Raw genomic sequence first — 20,267 nt, forward strand, 5'->3', positions numbered from 1 at the left:
AAAATATTTATATATAAGCAACTGAGCTGAAATAACCCGCCGCCAAGATTCCCCACCAGCACCGATGAGCCCAGACGCTCTCGTGTTTTCTAACGCTAAAGACCAATAGGGGAACCCTTCGATGATCCGTAAGCACTTCGCCGGTTTTGCCGCCAGCGCCATGGCTCTGGCCATTTCCGCCCAGGCTTTCGCCGGTACCGTTACCACCGACGGCGCCGATATCGTCATCAAGACCAAAGGCGGCCTGGAAGTCGGCACCACCGACAAGGCTTTCAGCTTCAAGCTCGGCGGCCGTCTGCAGGCTGACTACAGCCGCTTCGACGGTTTCTACACCGTGAACGGCAACACCGCTGACGCTGGCTACTTCCGCCGTGCGTTCCTCGAGCTGGGTGGTATTGCCTTCACCGACTGGGCTTACCAGATCAACTACGACTTCTCCCACAACGCCGGCGGCGACAACCGTGGCGGCAGCGGCACCGACTCCAACGGTGACGGCTACTTCGACGAAGCCTCCATCTCCTACCTCGGCTTCGCGCCCATCGCCATCAAGATGGGCCGCTTCGACCCCGACTTCGGCCTGGAAAAAGCCACCAGCTCCAAGTGGGTGACTGCCCAGGAACGTACCGCTGCCTATGATCTGGCTGACTACGTCAACGCCCACAACGGCGGCATGGGCGTACAGGTTTCCGGCAGCTACGGCGCTTCCCTGTACGGCTCCGCCGGCATCATGGCCAACGACGCCACCAACTCCGACAAGGACGGTGACAGCGTCAAGCAGTTCAACGCTCGCGGCGTATTCGCCCCGCTGCACGAAGCTGGCAACGTCCTGCACTTCGGCGTGAACTACGCCCAGCGCGACCTGTCCGACACTTCCTTCGACGGCCGTATCCGCAGCCGCCTGGGCATCCGCGGTGTGAGCACCGACGGTGGCCAGGACGCCGGCAACAACGGTAACCGCCTGGTACTGGCCGGTGCCAACAACACCCCGGTCGGCGCCTACGACAACGACAGCACCTGGGGCCTGGAAGCCGCCTTCGCCACCGGTCCGTTCTCCATCCAGAGCGAATACCTGAAGCGTGAAGTCGAAGCCAAGGCTGCCAACCGCGAAGACATCGACGCCGACGGCTACTACGTTCAGGTTGCCTACACCCTGACCGGCGAATCCCGTGACTACAAACTGGGCAAGTTCGACAAGATCAAACCGTCGAACAACCGCATCGGCGCCTGGGAAGTGTTCTACCGCTACGACAACATCAGTGCTGAAGACGACAACGGCGCCTTCGCGAACATCGACGACGTCGAAGCCAAGGTGCACAACGTCGGCCTGAACTGGTACGCCAACGAAGCCGTCAAGATCAGCGGCTACTACGTCAAGTCCAAAGTGGACAACGCCACCAACGCGGTGGGCGACGACGACGGCGACGGCATGGTCGTCCGTGCCCAATACGTGTTCTAAGAAGACACGGGTTTCCGCTCCTTTGCTTGAGCCCCGCCATCTGGCGGGGCTTTTTTATTGCTGCGGCGAGGATGGCACGGACAAGCGTTCCTGGCAGGCACTGCGTAGCCTACGTATGCTTTGCATCCTTGCCCCCCGGTTTACATGCCCATGCTGCTGATCTCCAACAGCGTCCACCTGCCTGACGACGAAATCGAGCTGACCGCCATCCGTGCCCAGGGTGCGGGCGGGCAGAACGTCAACAAAGTCTCCAGCGCCATGCACCTGCGCTTCGACATCAATGCTTCATCGCTGCCGGACTTCTATAAGGAGCGTCTGCTGCAACTGCGTGACAGCCGCATCACTGGCGACGGCGTGATCATCATCAAGGCCCAGCAGTACCGCACCCAGGAACAGAACCGTGCCGACGCCCTGGAGCGCCTGGCGGAACTGATCCGCAGCGTTACCAAAGTGCAGAAGGCACGACGGCCGACCAAGCCAACGCTGGGGTCGAAGAAGCGCCGGCTGGAAGGCAAGGCCAAGCGCGGGGCGATCAAGGCCGGCAGGGGAAAAGTGGATTTCTAGGACACGCCTGCGCTCCGCCAGGCAGCTTGAAATTAGATCTCCTACACATTCAGTGATGAGCCAGGACTAGTGAGCATGCCCTTCTGCATTCCCATGCCCTTCCTCCTGGGTAACTTCCTCCTCATGCCCGTGGCCTTGGCTTTCCCCACCGCCGTGCTGGTGTCCGTCGCTGGCGTCCACCAATTGGCGATAGCTATCCGCGTCCAGCTCAGGTAGTCGCTTGAGGAAGGCCACCATGCCCCAGATGTGTTCGTCGCTCATGCTCTTGCCCCAGGCCGGCATGCCGGTGGCCTTGATGCCGTGCTTGATCACCCAGAAGGCGGCTGCGGGGTCGCCGTCCACACCTTGTTGGCTCAGGTTCGGTGGAGCGGGGTAGAGGGCCTGGCTCAGCTCGGTGGCGGCGAGGCCAGGGGCCAGGTGGCAGCCTGCGCACATGGCGGCGTAGTTGCCGGCACCGGCGCGTATCAGCCCGGCGTCATTCAGCGGGGGAACCTGGATGTCGCGTGACCGAACTTCGATGGAGCGCTCGCGCGCGGCGGTGAGGAACCTGTGCACGAGAGAGTAGTGCGGGTCGTCTGCGGCGACGTTCACCACGCCGCTGTAGACCACACCGCCCACGCCGGCGGCTACCACCAGGCCGGCGAGGGCCAGGGTTTTTATTGTTCTTTTCATGGTTGGGTTCTCAGAACCAGAAGCGGATACCGGCGACGAAGCGGGCTTCGTCATTGTCGTCGCCTTCTTCGCGGGCGAAGTCGGCGGTGTTGCCGTAGTTCCGATTCCAGTTCACGCCTATATAAGGTGCGAACTGGGGCGTGAACTCATAGCGCAGGCGCAGGCCCAGTTCGGTATTGCCCAGCCCCGAACCGACACCACGCTCGTGGTCATTGCGGCCGTAGAAGTTCACCTCCGCCGCGGGCTGCAGGATGAGCCTGTTGGTCAGCAGGATGTCGTACTCGGCCTCCAGGCGCAGGGCGCTCTGGCTGCCCTCGCCGAGGTAGGCGGTGGCCTTGGTTTCCAGACCGTACAAGGGCATGCCCTGGACGCCGAAGGCCGCCCAGGTTTGCGGCGAACCCGGCTTGAAGTCCTGGCGCACGCCGGTCACCACTTCCCACCAGGGGCTGATGGCGCGGCCATAGAACGCCTGGAGTTCGGCTTCCTCGGTGGTGCCGTTGCCGCGTTCGCCCTCCGAGCGGAACCACAGTCTGTTGATGTCGCCGCCGATCCAGCCGGAAGCGTCCCAGCTCAGCACGCTGGCGTCGTCGGCGTCCTGGTACTCCAGCTGGTCCATCAGGAAGAAGCTGTTGATGCCTCCGGCGTGCATGGTATGGGCCGGCAGCGCTGGAAAGGCCGCTGCGCGGTCGGCAGCGGTCGGTGCGGGAATGGGACTGCGGCTGCCGTATCCGTCGGTTTTGGCCGGCTGCTCGCCATGGTTCATCTGGCTGTGATCCATCGCGCCGTGGTCCATCTGGCCGTGCTGCATCTGGCCATGGTCCATGGTGCCGTGATCCATCTGGCCATGATTCATCTGCCCATGACCCATGGCCCCGTGATCCATGGTTTCGGCGGCCTGCGCACCCCCAGCGACGGCAACGGCCATCGCCAGGGTGAGCAGGGTAGGGCGCTTGAGGCTATCGATCATCGCTGTTTTCCGTTTCGGGCTTGGCGTCCTTGTGCATGGCGCCGTGGTCCATCTTGCTGTGATCCATGTTCTTCATCTGGCTATGGTCCATGCCCTGCATCTGGCTGTGATCCATCTGGCCGTGGTTCATCTGGTCATGGGGCGCGACCTGCTTCTCGGCTGCGGCGGCCTTCTGGTGTGCCGCGTGATCGTTCTCTCCGGCCCAGGCAGTGGGCACCAGCAGTGCAAGGGTCAGGGCGGCGGTTAGGGTCTGCAGCGATCTGTTCATGGTTCTCTCCTTCATTCGTCCACGCGGACTTCGCGGAACATGCCCATGTCCATGTGGAACAGCAGGTGGCAGTGATAGGCCCAGCGGCCCAGGGCATCCGCGGTGACGCGGTAACTGCGCCGGGTGCCGGGAGGCATGTCAATGGTGTGCTTGCGCACCAGGAAGTTGCCCTCCTCGTCCTCCAGGTCGCTCCACAGGCCGTGGAGGTGGATGGGGTGGGTCATCATGGTGTCGTTGACCAGGGTGATGCGCAGGCGCTCGCCGTATTTGAGCAACAGCGGTTCGGCATCGGCGAAGGGAATGCCGTCGAAGGACCAGGAGAAACGCTCCATGTGCCCGGTCAGGTGCAGTTCGAGGGTGCGGCCGGGCGTGCGGCCATCGGGATCGGGGAAGGTGCTGCGCAGGTCGGCGTAAGTCAGCACGCGGCGGCCGTTGTCGCGCAGGCCGATGCCGGGGTCCGAGAGTTTCGGTGTCGGCGTCATGGTCTGCATGTCCACCAGCGGATTATCGGCTTCGGACGCGGGGTGGGCCTGCATCTGGCCGCCCATTTGCGAGTGATCCATGCCCTGCATGGTCGAGTGGTCCGTGCCAGCCATCTGCGAGTGATCCATACCCTGCATGGTCGAGTGGTCCATGCCAGCCATCTGCGAGTGATCCATACCCTGCATGGTCGAGTGATCCATGCCAGCCATCTGCGAGTGATCCATGGCCTGCATGGTCGAGTGATCCATTCCGGCCATCTGTGAATGGTCCATGCCTGGCATCTGGCTGTGATCCATCCCGGCCATCTCGCCCTGGCCCTTGGCGCCATGCCCCATTGCGCCATGGTCCATGCCCATGTCGGCCATGCTGATCAGCGGGCGCGGGTCCGGTTGCGGCACCGGCGCGCTCAGCCCTTGGCGAACGGCGAGGGTGCCGCGGGCATAGCCGGAACGGTCCATGGATTGGGCGAAGATCGTATAGGCCTCGTCGCCTGCAGGCTCCACCAGCACGTCGTAGGTTTCGGCGACGGCGATGCGGAACTCATCCACGCTCACCGGTTCCACCGGCTGGCCGTCAGCGGCGATCACGGTCATTTTCAGGCCGGGAATGCGCACGTCGAAGTAGGTCATCGCCGAGCCGTTGATGAAACGCAGGCGGACCTTCTCGCCCGGCTGGAACAGCCCGGTCCAGTTGCCGTCGGGCGCCTGGCCGTTGAGGAGGTAGGTGTAGGTGGCGCCACTGACGTCCGCGAGGTCGGTGGGGCTCATCTTCATCTCCGCCCACATCTTGCGGTCGGCCATGGCGGCGGCCCAGCCGTCCTTGCTGACGTCATCGATGAAGTCGCCGACGGTGCGCTTGTGCTGGTTGTAGTAGTCCGATTGCTTCTTCAGCTTGGCAATCACGCGCGCCGGATCTTCGTCGGTCCAGTCGCTCAGCATCACCACGTAGTCGCGCTGGTACTGGTACGGCTCGGGTACCTTCGGCTCGATGACGATGGGGCCGTACACGCCCACCTGCTCCTGGGCGCCCGAATGGCTGTGGTACCAGTAGGTGCCGTGCTGCTTCACCTGGAAGCGGTATTCGTACATGCCGTCCGGCGCGATGCCGGCGAAGCTGAAGCCCGGCACACCGTCCATGTTGGCCGGCAGGATCATGCCGTGCCAGTGAATGGACGTGTCTTCGTCCAGGCGATTGCGCACCCGCAGGGTCACGGTGTCGCCCTCGCGCCAGCGCAGCAAGGGGCCGGGGAGGGTGCCGTTGATGGTCTTGGCGATGCGTGCCTTGCCGGTGAGGTTCACCGGCGTCTCGCCAATGAACAGGTCGAACTCGGTGCCACTGAGCACCGTCGGTTGGCCCGGGCTGGTCACCGCCCAGACGGGGGTTTTCCACAGCCCGAGGCCACCGAGTATGCCGCCGGCGGCCAGGCCTTTGACGAAGGTCCGCCGCGAGGTTTTGCACTGCATGCCGTTTCAATCCAGTCAGTCGAAAAAGGCGCCGCGCAACCCGTCGTTGCGCGCTTCAAGTGCAAAACTGCCACATCGGAAAACGGTAGGTGATTACATTTCTGTCAGCTTCCCCAGGCCCGTCGTGCGTGTCTGGTCTATCGTTTCCGAACGGCAGCGGTAGGGCGCAGGCCTTTGCCGGGTTCAAGGACAACCAACCCGTTTGCGGGAGACGCAACATGGCCAACCGCACCCGTTTCAATGCCGTTCTGCTGGCCTTGCTGGCCTGCAATCCGGCCTTCGCCGCGAACGACGCCGGCATCTCCGCCGGCGAAAGTGGCGATACCCCCAGCGCGGGCGTTTCCGCCGTGCCCGAACCAGCGCCCGAAGCCGCGCCGGCGCAAGCAGCCGCTCCCGCTGCCCAGCCGGCCGTGCCCCAGGCCGTGTTCAAGACTGAAGAGCTCGACCAGATGATGGCGCCCATAGCGCTCTACCCGGACTCGTTGCTGGCCCAGGTGCTGATGGCTGCCACCTATCCGGGCAACGTGGCGGACGCGGTCGCCTGGTCCAAGGCGCATCCGGACGTCAAGGGCGATGACGCCGTGAAGCAGGTGGCCAACCAACCGTGGGATCCCAGCGTCCAGTCGCTCGTGGCTTTCCCGCAGGTGCTTGCCACCCTCGGTCAGGACCCAGCCTGGGTGCAACGCGTGGGCGATGCCTTCCTCGCCCAACCCAACGATGTGATGGATTCCGTCCAGCGCTTGCGCCGCCAGGCCCAGGCCGCCGGCAACCTGCAATCCAACGAGCAGCAGACGGTAACCGTGCAGGCGGCTCCGCCACCCAGTTCCACCACCACCGTGGTGCAGCCGGCAGCCAGCAACCAGACCATCGTCATCGAGCCTGCGAACCCGCAAGTGGTCTACGTCCCCAGCTACAACCCGACCGTGGTCTACGGCAGCTGGTCCTACCCGTCCTATCCACCCCCCTACTATCCACCACCGCCCAGCTACGGCTATCCCATCGCTACGGGGCTGGCGACGGGTCTGGCCTTTGGCGTCGGCGTGGGCATCGTCAACTCCCTCTGGGGCGACTGCGACTGGGGCGGCGGTGATGTCGATATCGACGTCAACAAGTACAACAACATCAACAGCAACCGGCAGATCAACCGCAACCAGAACAAGTTCGTCCACAACCCGGTCAACCGCCAGGGCGTGCCCTACCGCGACAATGTCAATCGTCAGCAGAATGGTCTGCGACTGAATGGCAGCCAGCAGCGCGAGGCGGCGCGTGGGTATGACGCCAACCGCACCGCGGAGCGCCAGAAAGCCCGCCAGAGCCTGCAGCAACGCGGCATCGAGGCTCCGGCCCGTACCAACCAGCAGGCTCGCGAACGCGCCCAGGCCGCCACTCGCGACATGCGCAATGACCCGCAGGCACGCCAACGTGCCGAAAGCGCCCGGCAGCAGCGCCAGGCGGGTGATGCCAACCGCCAGCAACGCCCGCGTGCGCAGAACAACCAGCAAGTGCGGCAGCAGGCCCGTCAGCAGCACACCGCCGCCCGTAAGCAGGCACCGCGCAACAACGCCTTTGCCGGCGCGCGGCAGCCATCCCAGTCGCGCGCGGCGACCAGTCGGGGTGAGGTCAGTCGGGCCTCTGCCTCGCGCCCTCAAACCCAAAGGGCTTCTGCCGGCCGGCAAGTGCAACGTCCAGCCCACTCACCGTCTCGTGGCGGTGGTGGCCGTCGGCGCTGAAAGGAGACAGCACATGAATCGCGCAATCCGCATCTTCGCCCTGCTGTCGCTCGCCACCTGCGCCATGGGCGCCGGCGCAATCGAGCGCTTCAAGACTCCGGACGCCGCAGCCGATGCCTTCGTCGCCGCTCTCGGAACCGAAAAGGCCGATGCCAATCGCCTGGCTGCGTTGCTGGGAGCCAACTGGCAGGAGTACATCCCCACCAAGGGCATCGAACGCAAGGACGTCGATGCCTTCATTGCCTACTACCGGGAAAAGCACAGCATCGACACCGCCACCAAGGGCCGCGCCCATGTCGTCGTCGGTAATGACCCCTGGACCCTGCCGATCCCAATCGTCCAGGGCAAGGAAGGCTGGAGCTTCGACGCCAAGGCCGGCGGCGAGGAGATTCGCCTGCGCCGCATCGGTCGCAATGAGCTGTCGGCCATCGAGGCGGCGGAGGCGTATCACGACGCACAGATGGACTACGCCGAGGTCGATCGCAATGGTGACGGCATCCTCGAGTACGCCCAGAAGTTCATCAGCAGCGATGGCCAGCACGACGGCCTTTACTGGGCCGATGAAGACGGTACCGAGGAGAGCCCGCTCGGCCCGCTCTTTGGTGGCCAGACCAAGGGTGATGACTGGCACGGCTATCACTTCCGCATCCTCACCGCCCAAGGGCCGTCGGCCCCCGGTGGCGCTTACGGCTACATGCTCGGCAAGGCCATGAGCCGCGGCTTCGCCCTGGTCGCCTGGCCCGCCCAGTACGGTGACAGCGGAGTGATGAGCTTCATGATCAGCCACGAGGGCCAGGTGTTTCAGAAGGACCTGGGACGCGACAGCGAGAAGATCGCCAAGGCCATGAAGATCTTCGATCCGGACAGCAGTTGGGATGAGGTCAAAACCGACGACACGCCGGACTCGTAATCGCGTAAACGGCCTTCTGCCGATGGGTATCGCTGCGCTCCACGCCATCCTACGGTCAGCGTCAGCAGGTTGATCACTCGCTAGATCCGTAGGATGCGGTAGAGCGAAGCGAAACCCATCAAATTGTCCCAACGAAAAAGCCGCAGGGGCCAATCAGGCCCCTGCGGCTTTTCTCAATAAGGTCGGGCGTCCTTGCCCGCCCACGCTCAGCAGGTAGCGAGCGCGGGGGTCATTCCAGCAGGAACCTTGGCCTGGGCCGGGGTCCGGTTGGCGGCCCACTTCACCAGCAGGGTCATCGCGACGAAGCCGAGGCAGATGAGTACCGGGTAGGCGACCATGATTTCGCCCAGGGAGTATTTCCAGCTCAGCGGACGGGCGATACCCAGCATCGCACCGTAGAACCAGGACACCCCGGAAATGACACCCGAGAACAGCGCGAGGCTACGGGCGTTGATGTCCATCTTCAGCAGGCTGCCGGCCTTGTCCATCGCAGGCATTACCACGCTGTGCAGCACCCAGCCATTGAGGGTCAGCAGGGCGACCACAAGGATCTTGGCCTGGAGTTTCGGGTTGAGGAAGTACATCGCACCCTTCTGCGAGTAATCCAGCGCGAGGATGCCGATACCGGTCACCCAGAGTGCCGCCAGGGCGAGCAGTACGGTCTTCTTCAGCGTATGCAGATGTTCTTTATCGGCCTCGGTGGAATCGCGGCCCTGGAACAGTTGCTTGACCATGGCGATATCGCTGGTCAGGACCAGGCCGATGGCCACGCAGCAAGCGATGAGGTGGGCGTAGACGACGCCCATGCGAGTCAGCTCCATGGTTGCCGGCTGCTGGAACAGGGAAGCAACAAGATGAAAAAGCTCCATGGTTTACCTCTTTCTAACAATTGGGCGCTGTACTGATGCAACAGCGGCATTGGAATTGTGGATTTCTCAGTTCGCCGTGACTGCGAACTTTTTTGGGGACGAAAAATCCCCGGTACATGAACTCATGCACTGTGGAGTTATTCAGGATTTAGATGCCAAAGTCAGGCGCGCTAATCAGTGGTGTTGATGTCAGGGCGCGTCCTGATCGCCGGGGCATAATAATCGCAACCTGCGGATTTTGATCAAAAAACGATCAAAAGTCCGACCAGCGGCAGCGCTGGAGATGGTTATAACGGCTCGTGAAAAGTGAGAGATCGCCTCTAAACCGGTGGTTTCCGATAGCCATGAAGTCCATGTGGACACTGCGGGATTTTGATGAGCGGTAGCTGGTTACTCGGTCATGTGATGGCCTATATGCCGTGTTAGTCAGTTCATTTGCAGGATGTGGGGCAGTGAAGGGGTGCCCATCGATCCGAGTTCTGCGCTCTTCAACCGCATTGCCCGCTTCTCGGTGCACCGCCAACATCAGGTTTCGATTCCGGAGGCTCTCTATGGAAAGCAATGGTTGGTTGCTGTTGGCCGCTTCGGGCACGTTCCTCGCCGCTGCGCTGCATGTCGCTTGCATCTTTCTCGGTCCAGCCTGGTATGACGCCATGGGCGCCGGCGAACGGATCGTCCGCTGGTCACGCGAGGGCCGTCGGAAGCCGGCGCTGATCACCAGCGCGATCATCCTCATGCTCGTGATTTGGGCACTGTACGCACTGGCTGGCGCCGGCCTGTTCTCGACCCTGCCGGCTGCCCGTTTCGTATTGGCCGCGATCACCACCGTCCTGCTGTTGCGTGGGATGGCAGGCCTGGCCCTTGCCCGGTTCAGACCCGGCTACAACGGTGCCCGCTTCTGGATCGTCAGTTCGGCCGCCTGCCTGGTGCTCGGCGGGATGTATCTGATCGGAACCGCCCACGCCTGGTCCCGGCTGTAGCGGCTTCTTTGTAGGAGCGAGCTTGCTCGCGAAAGGTCGGGCTCGGAGGTTCGCGAGCAAGCTCGCTCCTACAGTGCTGGCGAGGCGTAAAAAGGCCTTCACCGTACGTCGCCAAGACCTTGGCACGCCGACGCATGGCAGCCCGGAATCAGGTCAACAACTGGTCAAAAACTATACTGATCTGGCGGGGGTAAAAGCTGGGGGGACCATGCAGGAGGGCTCGCCATGCGTATCCTCAAACCGTTCGTCTTCTTCCTGGCCTGCGCGGCCAGCGGGCTGGTCCTCGCGCAGCAACCCTGGCCGACCTCCAGCAGTTCTGGCGAAACCCTGCTTGCCTGGAATGGCGGCGGCCACGGCGGTGGCAAGCACTTCAAGGGCAATCGCCACGGCTATGGCCACAAGCACTACTACCGCCACCGCGGCTACTACAACCACGGCCCGCGCGTGATCTACGCGCCACGCTACTACGGCGGTTACTACATGGGTGAACGCCCCTATTACTACCAACGCTACGGCAGTCCGCGGATCGTGATTCAGTACTACGACCCGAGGTTGGGGATATTCATCGGGTCGGATATCGGGGGTTATTGAGCAGGTACCTGAACGGCGGGCCGGCACCTGCCGGCCCGCAACGGAGTGAGCGCTCCTGACGTAGCCGTACGTTATTTCGCAGCAGCCAGGTAATACGCCACCAGGGCATTGGCATGTCCGTGGCCCATGCCATGTTCGGTCTTGAGCCAGGCCACCATTTCCATGTGCTTCTTGCCGCTCACGGTTCCCAGCAGCGTCAGCCAATGGGTGATGGGTTGTCCGTATTTCTTTTCGATGGAGGGGAAGTACGAGGCCGGTCCTTTTACCTTGGTGTCTTCCGACATGGTGAAACTCCTTTGGATGCTTTCGGGCGTAACTACGGTAGTTCAGGACGGAACGTGTCGCCTATCGGCCGTGTGCTGATTGCTCTATGTAGGAGCGAACTCGTTAGAGAAGCTTCGGAGCCCGACCTTTTCGCGAGCAAGCTCGCTCCTACAATAGCCTTGGTGCCGCTGGCCGTTTGGGCGCGCTTGAGCGTCAGCTGGAGACATGCCGACAGGTGGTAGGGAGGCGGGAGATTGGAGATTGTTGGAAAGGGGCAGAGCGGGGGGAAAGCAGGCGCCGCCGAGCGGCGGCGCCTTGGAACCATCAGTCCTGACGGCTGGTGACTTCCAGCAGGTGGTAACCGAACTGGGTTTTCACCGGGCCTTGCACGACGTTCAGCGGGGCGCTGAATACGACGGTGTCGAATTCCTTGACCATCTGGCCACGGCCGAAGGAGCCGAGGTTGCCGCCGTCGCGGCTGGAGGGGCAGGTGGAGTGTTGTTTGGCGATTTCAGCGAAATCGGCGCCGCCTTCGATAGCGGCTTTCAGTTCGTTGCACTTCTCTTCGCTGGAAACCAGGATGTGGCGGGCGGTGGCGCGTGCCATGGTGGGTACTCCTCGTCTGTTGAGGGGGCAGAGCCTAGCGGATTTGGCTGCTGATTCAAGATGCCTGGTTGGGATGGAGCATGGATAGGTCGATCCTGCGGATCGATTGGCGAATGAATTCGCCCCCACAAGGCAGTGATGGGCTCCGAACGGTGATTGTTTCCCTCACCCCCGGCCCCTCTCCGGGAGGGAGAGGGGAGAAAAGCGAAGGGGGAGGGGACCTGGGCGCGCATCAGGCGAAGACGAAGTCGTCAGCGGTGATGTTCGCGGCGGGGACGCCGGTCAGGGTGATGCTGCCGATCTCACCATTGACGTCGGCGGTCACCGTGATCTGGGTGCTGCCGAAGAAGTCTGCGATGGTGAGGTCGGCGAAGGTCTGACCGCTGGCGCTGAGGTCGACTTTTTCGACGCCGTCTTCGAAGTCGAATATTTCGTCCTGCCCCCAGATCGCGCCGAACTTGAACTGGTCCGTCCCTGCCGGTGGCTCGAAGAAGACGTCACCCACCATGAAGTCGTTGGCGCTGCTGCTCACCAGCACGTCGTCGCCCGTACCCCCCTGCATGACCGCACCCGCTTCGCCTGAAGTCAGGGTGTCGTTGCCGGCGTCACCGTTGAGGTTGGTCTGGAAGCCGAAGGGGTCAGCCCCGCCGAACAACTGGTCGTCACCGTCGCCGCCGTTGGCATTGGCGAATTCCTGGACGATGAGGGTGTCGTTGCCGGTGCCGCCGAACAGCTCGTCGAAGCCCGGTCCGCTGTCGATGACGTCGTCACCACTGCCGCCGTCGAGGAAGTCGGCGCCTTCCAGACCGAAGATCTGGTCATTGCCGCCCAGGCCGAAGATGCGGTCATCGCCGGGGGTGCCGATGAGCACGTCGTTGCCTTCGGTGCCGGCGACTATGAAATCGGTGTTTCTACCGAAGTCGTCCTGCGTCAGGTTGTGCGTGCCCTGCAGGCGCAGGGTGAAGTCGAGGCTGTCGAGCAGGCCGTCGTCATTCTCGTCGGCGATCAGCCAGGTGTTGCCTTGGCGCAGGGTATAGAACAGGTCGGTCACGCCGTTGCCACCGCCGACCAGCACGGCACCCAGTTGCGGATTGATGTTGACCTGGCCGCGGAAGAAGAACTCTCCATTGAGCTCCAGGGTGTCGCCGCCCACTGCGCCGGCGCCCTGGAAGTCGGTCAGGGTGTCGAAGGTGGCGAATGGCGAACTGGGGTTGAAGCCGGTGAAGAACTCGAACTCGTCGTCGCCAGCGCCACCGGTGAGGGTGTCCTGGCCCGCTTCGCCCATGATCAGGTCATTGCCGGCGCCGCCATTGAGGATGTCGCTACCGGGGCCGGCGAAGATCTCATCGTCGCCGTCCTCGCCGAAGATCTGGTCATTGCCGTCTCCGCCGAAGAAGTCGTCATTGCCCACGCCACCGTTGAGAACGTCGTTGCCGTCGTCGCCGTCGAGGGTGTCGTTGCCTTCGCCACCATTGACGATGTCATTGCCATCGCCACCGGACATGGTGGTGTCGTTGCCGGCGCCACCGTTGAGGATGTCGTTACCGGCGTTGCCGATCAGCAGGTCGCGGTCGGCCTCGCCATTGAGTATGTCGTTGCCGGCACCGCCCGTGAGGCGGTCGATACCCGCGCCGCCGTTGAGGGTGTCGTTGCCGGCGCCGCCATCGACGATGTCGTTGCCGCCGAGGCTGTTGATCACGTCGCCGCCGCCGAGGCCGAAGATGGTGTCGGGATCGTTGGTGCCATTGATCACTTCGCCGCCTTCAGTGCCAGCAATGACGAAGGCGGTGGCGCCGAAGTCGCTCCTGACGAGGTTGTGGATGCCATCCAGTTGCACGGCGAAGTCGGTGGCGTCGAAGATGCCGTTGTCGTTGGAGTCGGCGAACAGCAGGGTGCTGGCGGCACCGATGGCGTAGAAGACATCGGTGAAGCCGTTATTGCCGAAGCCGAGATTGCTTCCCACCGTGGGTACCCCGTTGCGGGCACCCTGGAAGACCAGGCGGCTGGGGAGGCTGGAGATCCGCAGGATGTCGCCGCCGGGCGCGCCCGAGCCTTCGAAGTCGGTAACGCGGTCCAGGCTCACGGAGCTGGATTCGTTACCGGTTTCGACGGTCCAGAAGTAGCTGTCGACGCCGCCGCCCCCTGTGAGGAGATCGGCGCCAAGCCCGCCGGTGAGGGTGTCGTCGTGGTTGCCGCCGAGAAGCGTGTCGTTGCCTGAGTCGCCGGAGAGGTCGTCGTTGCCGTCGCCTCCGTCGATAGTGTCATTGCCGCCGGAGCCGAGCAGGAAGTCATTGCCGCCTTGTCCGTTTATAAGGTCGTCGTCTTCCGTGCCGAATATGAAGTCGTCTCCCGGAGTGCCAGGGAAAGTAGCCATGGATCATTCCTCCCGAAGTGGAAAGAGCGAACCGTTACGGCAGGTTCGAGGTTAGGTATAGACAGGCCGGTCCGGGTGGCCGGAGCGGCTGGACACCCGGTGTGGCGATCGACGGGCAAGCCATGTGGCACCTCATATCAACGCGCCCGATGGGCTCGGGTGTTGCCGGCCGGCATGTGCACTTTTGCGGTGCACCGATCGTGAAGTGCCTAGTTACATCTGCTCATCGTGGGCTTCGACCACCAGCCATTCGGCCAGTTCAAGCAATTGTTGGCTGGCGCCTGGACGCTCCGGGTAGACCAGGAAATAGGCGCCGCCGGTGGGTACTTTGAGGTCGAAGGGGGCCACCAGGCGGCCCGTAGCGAGGTCTTCACCGATCAGCGCCCAGTCGCCCAGGGCCACACCATTGCCTTGGGCCGCGACGGACAGGGCCAGGTCGAGGGTATCGAAGTGGTGCCCGCTGCCGAGCTTGTCGAGGGTGGCGCCTGCGGCCAGAAGCCAGGTTTTCCAGTCCTGATCATCGCGGGTGGGGTGAAGCAGGGTATGCAGGGCCAGATCGGCGACGCTGGTGAGCGCCACGGGGCCGTCCATCAGTTGCTGGGAGCACACGGGCGTGAGCTGTTCATCGAACAGGTGGTGGGCGACTTGGCCATTGCCGGGCTGGGTGCCGTAGATGACGGCGGCGTCGAACTCTTCACGGCGAAAATCGACGCCGTATTGCACGGTGGTGGTCAGTTCCACCGGTACGTCCGGGCGTTCCGCCTGCCAGCGCATCAGTCGCGGCAGGAGCCAGCGCATCACGCAGGTGGGAGCCTTGAGTTGCAGGGCCTGGCGCTTTGCGCCGACCTGTTCGACGGCCTCATCGATCAGGGTGAACACCTGCTGAATACGCGGCAAGAGCTCGCGACCCTGCGTGGTAAGGCTGAGCCCCCGCGCCTGACGCTGGAACAGTGGGTAGCCCAGGTGGCTTTCCAGGCCGGAAATCTGCCGACTCACGGCGCCCTGGGTGAGGTGCAGCAGTTCGGCGGCGCGGGTGAAGTTGCAGCATTGGGCGGTGACCAGGAAGGTGTGCAGCGCTGGCAGGGGAGGGAGGCGTTTCATCAAGGCAGCCATGACGTGAGGACATGGCAAGTATGACGAATTTTGCCTTGTCATGGCCGTCGTCCGACGGGTCCAATTACGCATCCTACCTGCCCCAGCTCTTGCTGCCGCGCATCCAGCGGCAAGGCGCTGAATGTCACCCGCGCCGATTGCAGGTTCGGCGGCCCAGAATCGACGGAATCTTGCTATGCAGAACACGCTCCCGACCTACACCGAAACCCTCGCAGGCGTTTACATCGATGGTCAGTGGCTGACCGGCGGTGCCGAGCTGGTCGTGGTCAACCCGGCCACCGAAGAACAGCTCGCGACGCTGGGCACCGGCGACGCTGCCAGTGTCGACCAGGCTGTGCAAGCCGCCAGCAATGCCTTCCCGGCCTGGGCCCGCCGCAGCGGCGCCGAACGCGGTGCTGTGCTGCGTCGTATTGCCGAGGGCGTGAGCCAGCGCCGCGAAACCCTGATTCAGCTGCAGTCCGCCAACAACGGCAAGCCGTTGTTCGAGGCAGCCATCGATGTTGATGATGTGATCGGTACCTTCGAGTACTACGCCGGCCTGGCCGAAGGCCTCGATGCCCAGCAGGACCGCCCGATCGAGCTGCCCACCGAAGACTTCGCCGCACGCCTGCGCCGTGAGCCCTACGGTGTCGTGGGCCTGATCGTGCCCTGGAACTTCCCCATGGTGACCACCGCCTGGAAACTCGCCCCGGCCCTGGCCGCGGGCTGCACGGTGGTGCTCAAGCCTTCCGAAGTGACGCCGCTGCCGGAACTGGAACTGGCGCGCATCATTCATGAGGCCGGCTTGCCGGCTGGCGTGCTCAACATCGTGTGCGGCACTGGCCTGGCGGTGGGCGCACCGCTGTCGTCCCATCCGAAAGTCGCCAAGGTGTCTTTCACCGGCAGTAACGCAGTCGGTGTGCAGGTGATGCAGCGCGCGGCGGAAACCGTGAAGGGCGTCAGCCTGGAACTGGGCGGCAAGTCGTCGCTGCTGGTGCTGCAGGAGGCCGACCTGGAACTGGCGGTCGAGCTGGCTTGCGGTGGTGCCTTCTTCAACGCCGGGCAGATGTGCTCGGCCACCAGCCGCGTGCTGGTAGCCGAGCCGTTGCTGGCGGACTTCCTGGCGCGGGTACAGGCCCGTGCCGAGGCCACCAAAGTGGGTGACCCCTTCAGTGAGGGAGTGGAGATGGGCGCCCTGGTGAACCAGGCCCAGTACCAGCGCGTGCGCGGTCATATCGAGCGCGGTATCGCCTCCGGCGCCCGTCTGGTGTGCGGTGGCGAGCGTCCGGCTGAGCTGGAACGCGGCTACTTCCTGCGACCCACCGTGTTTGCCGATGTGCCGCAGGACAGCGCCCTGTGGAACGAAGAGATCTTCGGCCCGGTGCTCTGCGTACGCAGCTTTGCCACCGAGGAAGAGGCCATCGAACTGGCGAACGATAGCGAGTTCGGCCTGGTCGCCAGCGTGGTGAGTCGCAACCTCGAAGCGGCTGAGCGCGTGGCCAACGCCCTGCAGGCCGGCATGGTGTGGATCAACTCGCCGCAGGTGATCTTCCCGCAGACCGCCTGGGGTGGTTACAAGCAGAGCAGCATCGGCCGCGAACTCGGCCCGTGGGGTCTATCCGCCTTCCAGGAAATCAAGCACGTGGTACGGGCGGTCTGACGCCCAATAGGAGCTGGTGAGGGGATGCCTCACCTGTGGGGGCGATTTCAATCGCCAAGCAGGCCTCAGGCCCGCTCGACGGAACAGCGGGGCCGCTGCGCGTCCCTTGGCGAATGAATTCGCCCCCACAAAGAGCGCTCATGCTTCACCGATCCACAAGCATTCGCTCCCATATTGCCGGGCTTCGATGCCTCGACTCTGACAAAGCCGCCTTCCGGCGGCTTTGTCATGTCTGGGGTCCAGCCATGCGTTGAGGACATGGCTCCGATGACGAATTTTCGATTGTTGCGCTCTGCGGTGCGCCGCAGGATGGCCCCGCCGGCCAATTCGCTGCCGCAGCTCCATACAAGAACAAGAGGAGTCCTCAATGGGCGAGCATGATCTGAGCAGAAGAAATTTCATCAAGACGGTGGGTGCCGCTTCGGTGGCTGCCGCCACCCTGTCGATGCCCTTCATCCGGGCCAGCGCCAGTGATACCCGCTTCCAGGGCAAGACCCTGCGACTGCTGACCTGGTCGGACGACACCGGGCTTGCGGCACTGCGCAATATCGCGGCCACCTTCGAAGCCAAGACTGGCGCCAAGGTGATCGCGGACCGCACCGGCAGTACCTCGGAAATGGTCGCCAAGCTCAAGGCCGGCGGTGATCGTCCACAGTACGACATCATCACCCTCGCCGGGGTGGGCGCCGAAGGCCTGGCTAGTGCCGGGTTGCTGGAGAAACCCGACCTCAACCGCATTCCCAACCTCAAGGACGTGCCCGTCCAGTACCAGACCGGCGCCAACGGCCACGGCATCGGCTACCTGCTGTGGTGCAACAGCCTGGTCTACAACACGCGCACCGTGAAGGATGTGCCGGACAGCTACGCTGCGCTCTGGGACCCGGCCTACGAAGGCCGCCTGTTCCTGCCGCCGCCGAACTGGACCGAAGCCATGGACCTGATCATCATCGCGGCCAAGCTGGCCGGTGGTGATGTGCATAACATCGAGCCGGGCTTCAAGAAGCTGGAAGAGCTGAAAGACCGCGTGATGACCCTGGGCGAGAACCCCAACCAGATCGCCGAGCTGTTCCGCACCAACTCGCTGGATATGGGCGGTCTCTACGCTCCGGCGTTCTTCCCCAAGCAGATCCGCGATCCCGCCTACAGCCTGGGCGCCACCTTCGGCATGAAGGAAGGCTTCTACACCGACCTGATGCTCTCGGTAATGCCCAAGCACCGTCCGGGCGATACCGACCTGGCCTATGCCTTCCTCGACCATTCGCTGGACCCGCTGGTGCAGGGCAAGATGGCCGAAGACATATTCAACGGTCCGGTCAACTCCAAGGCGATCATCTCCGCCGAGGCGCGCAAGAGCCCCTTCATCCTCACGCCGGAGCAGATCGCAGAGAAGGCGATCATGCACGACAACGCCTTCCTCGCTACGGTCCATGACCAGTGGATTCGCCGCTACACGGAAATCTTCTCTTCCTGATGCAGCCACGGCACCTGCCGTGAGTCGCGCCGGGCGGCTGGCCTTCGGCCGTCCGCTCGGGCGCGTGGTTTCCCTGTTCTGACGAGACGACCGATATGGAACACATTGATCTGACCGAACCGGTCGGCGCGGCGCCGCTGCGCCCGGCGAAGGCGGTTTCTCCTACTGTGCGGGCCTGGCTATTCCTTACCCCTTCGATGCTGTTCCTGGCCGTACTGGTGGCCGCCAGCCTGCTGGTGCTGCGCATGAGCATCGGCGAGAAGGGGGCGGAATGGAGTGGGTTCAGCCTAGCCAGCTATGCCCAACTGGCCGAGCCCTACTACCTGAAGTCGCTGTTGCTGACCCTGCGCCTGGCGCTGTTCAGCGCGATGATCGCAGTGGCCCTGGCGATTCCGGTGGGTTACTGCATGTCGCGCCTGCAGTCGCCATTCCTGCGCCGGATTTTCCTGGCCGCGGTGCTCCTGCCATTGCTGGTGAACCTGTTGCTGCAAAGCTACGGCTGGCTGGTGATCCTCGGTCCGGCGGGCATGCTCAACCAGGCCCTGATGGGGCTGGGGCTGATCGACCGGCCGATGATGCTGCTCTACAACCAGACCGGTGTACTCATGGGCCTCGTGCAGACGGCCTTCCCCCTGGCTGTGCTGCCGATCGCCAGCGCCATGCGCGGCGTGTCGCGCACCTACGAAGAAGCCGCCGCGACCCTGGGCGCCAGCCGCGTGCGGGTGTTCTGTCAGGTCGTACTGCCGATGAGCCTGCCGGGCATCTTCACCGGCGCCACCCTGGTGTTCGCCTACAACGCCAGCAGCTTCGTGGTACCGCTGCTGCTCGGTGGGCGGCGCGTGCCCATGCTGGCGGTGATGGTGCATGACCAGATCGCCCCGCTGATGAACTGGCCCGCCGCCTCCGCCGCTGGCGTAGTGCTGATCGTTACCACCCTGGCGATCATGACTTTCTCCGAATACGTCACTGGCCGTCGCCGCCGCATGCTGGAGGCTTCGCAATGAGCAATCCTTTCCGTTCCCACGCGGCGCTACCGGGGGAAACCGGTCGCTTCGCGATGATCCTTTCCGGCGTCATCCTGTTGCTGGCGGTGCTGCCGATCCTGACCATGATCGTGATGTCCTTCAGCGGCGCGTCGAACCTCGACTTCCCGCCGTCGAGCTACAGCCTGCAATGGTACGAAGCGGCCTGGCGCACCTTCGTTTCGCCTGATGCGAGTGATGTGCTGAGCCTGGGCCAGGCGCTGACCACCAGCTTGCTGGTGTCCTGCCTGACGATGGTGCTGGCGACGTTGGTGGCGGTGCCGGCGTCCTACGCGCTGACCCGTTGCGAGTTCCGTGGCAAGGCGGTGGCGCTGCAGCTGATGTCGCTGCCGCTGGTGTTCCCCATGGTGGTACTGGGGCTGGCGCTGCTGCTGGTGTTCGACAGCCTGCCGTTCCACATGGATACCTCGCGGCTGGTGATCGCCCACGTAATCCTCGCGCTGCCCTTCGTGGTGAAGAACTGCACGGCGGCCATGGTTTCCATCGGCACCGAGGTGGAAGAGGCCGCGCAGATGCTCGGCGCGTCGCCGCTACGGGCGATACGCGATGTGGTGGTGCCGCTGATGCGCTCGGGCATCCTGGCCGGGATGCTGCTGGCCTTCATTGTGTCGTTCAACGAGTTCACCGTTACCTACTTCCTCTACAACATCGATGTGATGACCGTGCCGATCTGGATGTACAGCCGCACCGTGTCGTCCCTCGATCCCACCGTATTTTCCTTTGCCGTGCTGATCGTGCTGATCGACTTCGCCCTGATCTGGGCGTTGGAGAAGCTGGTTGGCGATGGCGGCGTGTCGTTCTGAG

The 20,267-nt window shown here is 63.5% G+C and carries 18 protein-coding genes and 1 pseudogene; 10 read left to right on the forward strand and 9 right to left on the reverse strand.

The window, feature by feature from the left end:
* The first annotated feature begins 121 nt into the window (after positions 1–121).
* Together E8E95_RS08935 and arfB are read left to right on the forward strand one after the other, a co-directional pair.
* The gene (locus E8E95_RS08935) at positions 122–1,456 is read left to right on the forward strand and encodes a porin (protein ID WP_179060883.1); all 1,335 of its coding nucleotides are present in this window, start codon (positions 122–124) and stop codon (positions 1,454–1,456) included.
* Positions 1,457–1,606: 150 nt separating this feature from the next.
* Complete coding sequence (gene arfB / locus E8E95_RS08940; RefSeq protein WP_280349508.1) at positions 1,607–2,020, forward strand: alternative ribosome rescue aminoacyl-tRNA hydrolase ArfB; 414 nt, start codon at positions 1,607–1,609, stop codon at positions 2,018–2,020.
* A 114-nt stretch (positions 2,021–2,134) separates the two neighbouring features.
* Here the strand turns inward: arfB and E8E95_RS08945 are convergent.
* The 4 genes and pseudogenes from E8E95_RS08945 to E8E95_RS08960 form a co-directional block, all read right to left on the reverse strand.
* Positions 2,135–2,692 (reverse strand): annotated as a pseudogene (locus E8E95_RS08945) (cytochrome c); the annotation flags it as partial.
* A 10-nt stretch (positions 2,693–2,702) separates the two neighbouring features.
* Positions 2,703–3,659, reverse strand: coding sequence for a copper resistance protein B (locus E8E95_RS08950; RefSeq protein WP_280349509.1), 957 nt, complete (start codon positions 3,657–3,659; stop codon positions 2,703–2,705).
* Positions 3,649–3,927, reverse strand: a complete 279-nt coding sequence (locus E8E95_RS08955) for a hypothetical protein (protein ID WP_280349510.1) — start codon at positions 3,925–3,927, stop codon at positions 3,649–3,651. The genes E8E95_RS08950 and E8E95_RS08955 overlap by 11 nt, the downstream gene beginning before the upstream one ends.
* An 11-nt stretch (positions 3,928–3,938) precedes the next feature.
* Entirely contained in the window at positions 3,939–5,873 is a 1,935-nt protein-coding gene (locus E8E95_RS08960; RefSeq protein WP_280349511.1) for a copper resistance system multicopper oxidase, read from the reverse strand.
* Positions 5,874–6,091: 218 nt separating this feature from the next.
* On the opposite strand from E8E95_RS08960, the gene E8E95_RS08965 reads away from it, so the two are divergent.
* Both E8E95_RS08965 and E8E95_RS08970 read left to right on the forward strand, forming a co-directional pair.
* On the forward strand, positions 6,092–7,603 hold the full coding sequence (locus E8E95_RS08965; protein WP_280349512.1) for a DUF3300 domain-containing protein: 1,512 nt from the start codon (positions 6,092–6,094) through the stop codon (positions 7,601–7,603).
* 13 nt (positions 7,604–7,616) lie between these two features.
* Positions 7,617–8,513, forward strand: coding sequence for a DUF2950 domain-containing protein (locus tag E8E95_RS08970; protein ID WP_280349513.1), 897 nt, complete (start codon positions 7,617–7,619; stop codon positions 8,511–8,513).
* Positions 8,514–8,719: 206 nt separating this feature from the next.
* On the opposite strand, the gene E8E95_RS08975 is transcribed toward E8E95_RS08970, so the two are convergent.
* A complete protein-coding gene (locus tag E8E95_RS08975) occupies positions 8,720–9,382 on the reverse strand; it encodes a hypothetical protein (protein ID WP_280349514.1) in 663 nt (220 codons plus the stop codon).
* A 551-nt stretch (positions 9,383–9,933) separates the two neighbouring features.
* On the opposite strand from E8E95_RS08975, the gene E8E95_RS08980 reads away from it, so the two are divergent.
* Together E8E95_RS08980 and E8E95_RS08985 are read left to right on the forward strand one after the other, a co-directional pair.
* A complete protein-coding gene (locus tag E8E95_RS08980; RefSeq protein WP_280349515.1) occupies positions 9,934–10,362 on the forward strand; it encodes a hypothetical protein in 429 nt (142 codons plus the stop codon).
* A 225-nt stretch (positions 10,363–10,587) separates the two neighbouring features.
* Complete coding sequence (locus E8E95_RS08985; protein WP_280349516.1) at positions 10,588–10,953, forward strand: hypothetical protein; 366 nt, start codon at positions 10,588–10,590, stop codon at positions 10,951–10,953.
* A 71-nt stretch (positions 10,954–11,024) separates the two neighbouring features.
* Here E8E95_RS08985 and E8E95_RS08990 read toward each other — a convergent pair whose 3' ends face one another.
* The 4 genes from E8E95_RS08990 to E8E95_RS09005 form a co-directional block, all read right to left on the reverse strand.
* A complete protein-coding gene (locus tag E8E95_RS08990; protein WP_280349517.1) occupies positions 11,025–11,237 on the reverse strand; it encodes a DUF4287 domain-containing protein in 213 nt (70 codons plus the stop codon).
* Between the two features lie 304 nt (positions 11,238–11,541).
* Entirely contained in the window at positions 11,542–11,823 is a 282-nt protein-coding gene (locus E8E95_RS08995) for a peptidylprolyl isomerase (RefSeq protein ID WP_077526349.1), read from the reverse strand.
* A gap of 232 nt (positions 11,824–12,055) precedes the next feature.
* Positions 12,056–14,197: a calcium-binding protein gene (locus tag E8E95_RS09000; RefSeq protein WP_280349518.1), complete on the reverse strand. Its 2,142-nt coding sequence runs from the start codon at positions 14,195–14,197 to the stop codon at positions 12,056–12,058.
* 213 nt (positions 14,198–14,410) lie between these two features.
* Positions 14,411–15,298, reverse strand: coding sequence for a LysR substrate-binding domain-containing protein (locus E8E95_RS09005; protein WP_280349519.1), 888 nt, complete (start codon positions 15,296–15,298; stop codon positions 14,411–14,413).
* A gap of 187 nt (positions 15,299–15,485) precedes the next feature.
* Between E8E95_RS09005 and E8E95_RS09010 the strand changes: the two genes are divergently transcribed.
* The 4 genes from E8E95_RS09010 (at position 15,486) to E8E95_RS09025 (ending at position 20,266) form a co-directional block, all read left to right on the forward strand.
* Entirely contained in the window at positions 15,486–16,949 is a 1,464-nt protein-coding gene (locus E8E95_RS09010; protein ID WP_280349520.1) for an aldehyde dehydrogenase family protein, read from the forward strand.
* Positions 16,950–17,316: 367 nt separating this feature from the next.
* Positions 17,317–18,420: an extracellular solute-binding protein gene (locus E8E95_RS09015; RefSeq protein WP_280349521.1), complete on the forward strand. Its 1,104-nt coding sequence runs from the start codon at positions 17,317–17,319 to the stop codon at positions 18,418–18,420.
* A 95-nt stretch (positions 18,421–18,515) separates the two neighbouring features.
* Entirely contained in the window at positions 18,516–19,424 is a 909-nt protein-coding gene (locus E8E95_RS09020; protein WP_280349522.1) for an ABC transporter permease, read from the forward strand.
* Positions 19,421–20,266, forward strand: coding sequence for an ABC transporter permease (locus E8E95_RS09025; RefSeq protein WP_120652227.1), 846 nt, complete (start codon positions 19,421–19,423; stop codon positions 20,264–20,266). The genes E8E95_RS09020 and E8E95_RS09025 overlap by 4 nt, the downstream gene beginning before the upstream one ends.
* Position 20,267: the final 1 nt, after the last annotated feature.

Origin of the sequence: Pseudomonas sp. BN414, from assembly GCF_029871275.1 — a bacterium.
Lineage (GTDB): Bacteria > Pseudomonadota > Gammaproteobacteria > Pseudomonadales > Pseudomonadaceae > Metapseudomonas > Metapseudomonas resinovorans_C.

What these genes read in the sequence shown, in the direction of transcription:
- E8E95_RS09000 (WP_280349518.1), bottom strand. Translation starts at nt 14,197, where the DNA reads ATGGCTACTTTCCCTGGCACTCCGGGAGACGACTTCATATTCGGCACG.
- E8E95_RS09020 (WP_280349522.1), top strand. Translation starts at nt 18,516, where the DNA reads ATGGAACACATTGATCTGACCGAACCGGTCGGCGCGGCGCCGCTGCGC.
- E8E95_RS08995 (WP_077526349.1), bottom strand. Translation starts at nt 11,823, where the DNA reads ATGGCACGCGCCACCGCCCGCCACATCCTGGTTTCCAGCGAAGAGAAG.
- E8E95_RS08960 (WP_280349511.1), bottom strand. Translation starts at nt 5,873, where the DNA reads ATGCAGTGCAAAACCTCGCGGCGGACCTTCGTCAAAGGCCTGGCCGCC.
- E8E95_RS08965 (WP_280349512.1), top strand. Translation starts at nt 6,092, where the DNA reads ATGGCCAACCGCACCCGTTTCAATGCCGTTCTGCTGGCCTTGCTGGCC.
- E8E95_RS08950 (WP_280349509.1), bottom strand. Translation starts at nt 3,659, where the DNA reads ATGATCGATAGCCTCAAGCGCCCTACCCTGCTCACCCTGGCGATGGCC.
- E8E95_RS09010 (WP_280349520.1), top strand. Translation starts at nt 15,486, where the DNA reads ATGCAGAACACGCTCCCGACCTACACCGAAACCCTCGCAGGCGTTTAC.
- E8E95_RS08935 (WP_179060883.1), top strand. Translation starts at nt 122, where the DNA reads ATGATCCGTAAGCACTTCGCCGGTTTTGCCGCCAGCGCCATGGCTCTG.
- E8E95_RS08980 (WP_280349515.1), top strand. Translation starts at nt 9,934, where the DNA reads ATGGAAAGCAATGGTTGGTTGCTGTTGGCCGCTTCGGGCACGTTCCTC.
- E8E95_RS08970 (WP_280349513.1), top strand. Translation starts at nt 7,617, where the DNA reads ATGAATCGCGCAATCCGCATCTTCGCCCTGCTGTCGCTCGCCACCTGC.
- E8E95_RS09025 (WP_120652227.1), top strand. Translation starts at nt 19,421, where the DNA reads ATGAGCAATCCTTTCCGTTCCCACGCGGCGCTACCGGGGGAAACCGGT.
- E8E95_RS08955 (WP_280349510.1), bottom strand. Translation starts at nt 3,927, where the DNA reads ATGAACAGATCGCTGCAGACCCTAACCGCCGCCCTGACCCTTGCACTG.
- arfB (WP_280349508.1), top strand. Translation starts at nt 1,607, where the DNA reads ATGCTGCTGATCTCCAACAGCGTCCACCTGCCTGACGACGAAATCGAG.
- E8E95_RS08985 (WP_280349516.1), top strand. Translation starts at nt 10,588, where the DNA reads ATGCGTATCCTCAAACCGTTCGTCTTCTTCCTGGCCTGCGCGGCCAGC.
- E8E95_RS08990 (WP_280349517.1), bottom strand. Translation starts at nt 11,237, where the DNA reads ATGTCGGAAGACACCAAGGTAAAAGGACCGGCCTCGTACTTCCCCTCC.
- E8E95_RS09005 (WP_280349519.1), bottom strand. Translation starts at nt 15,298, where the DNA reads ATGAAACGCCTCCCTCCCCTGCCAGCGCTGCACACCTTCCTGGTCACC.
- E8E95_RS09015 (WP_280349521.1), top strand. Translation starts at nt 17,317, where the DNA reads ATGGGCGAGCATGATCTGAGCAGAAGAAATTTCATCAAGACGGTGGGT.
- E8E95_RS08975 (WP_280349514.1), bottom strand. Translation starts at nt 9,382, where the DNA reads ATGGAGCTTTTTCATCTTGTTGCTTCCCTGTTCCAGCAGCCGGCAACC.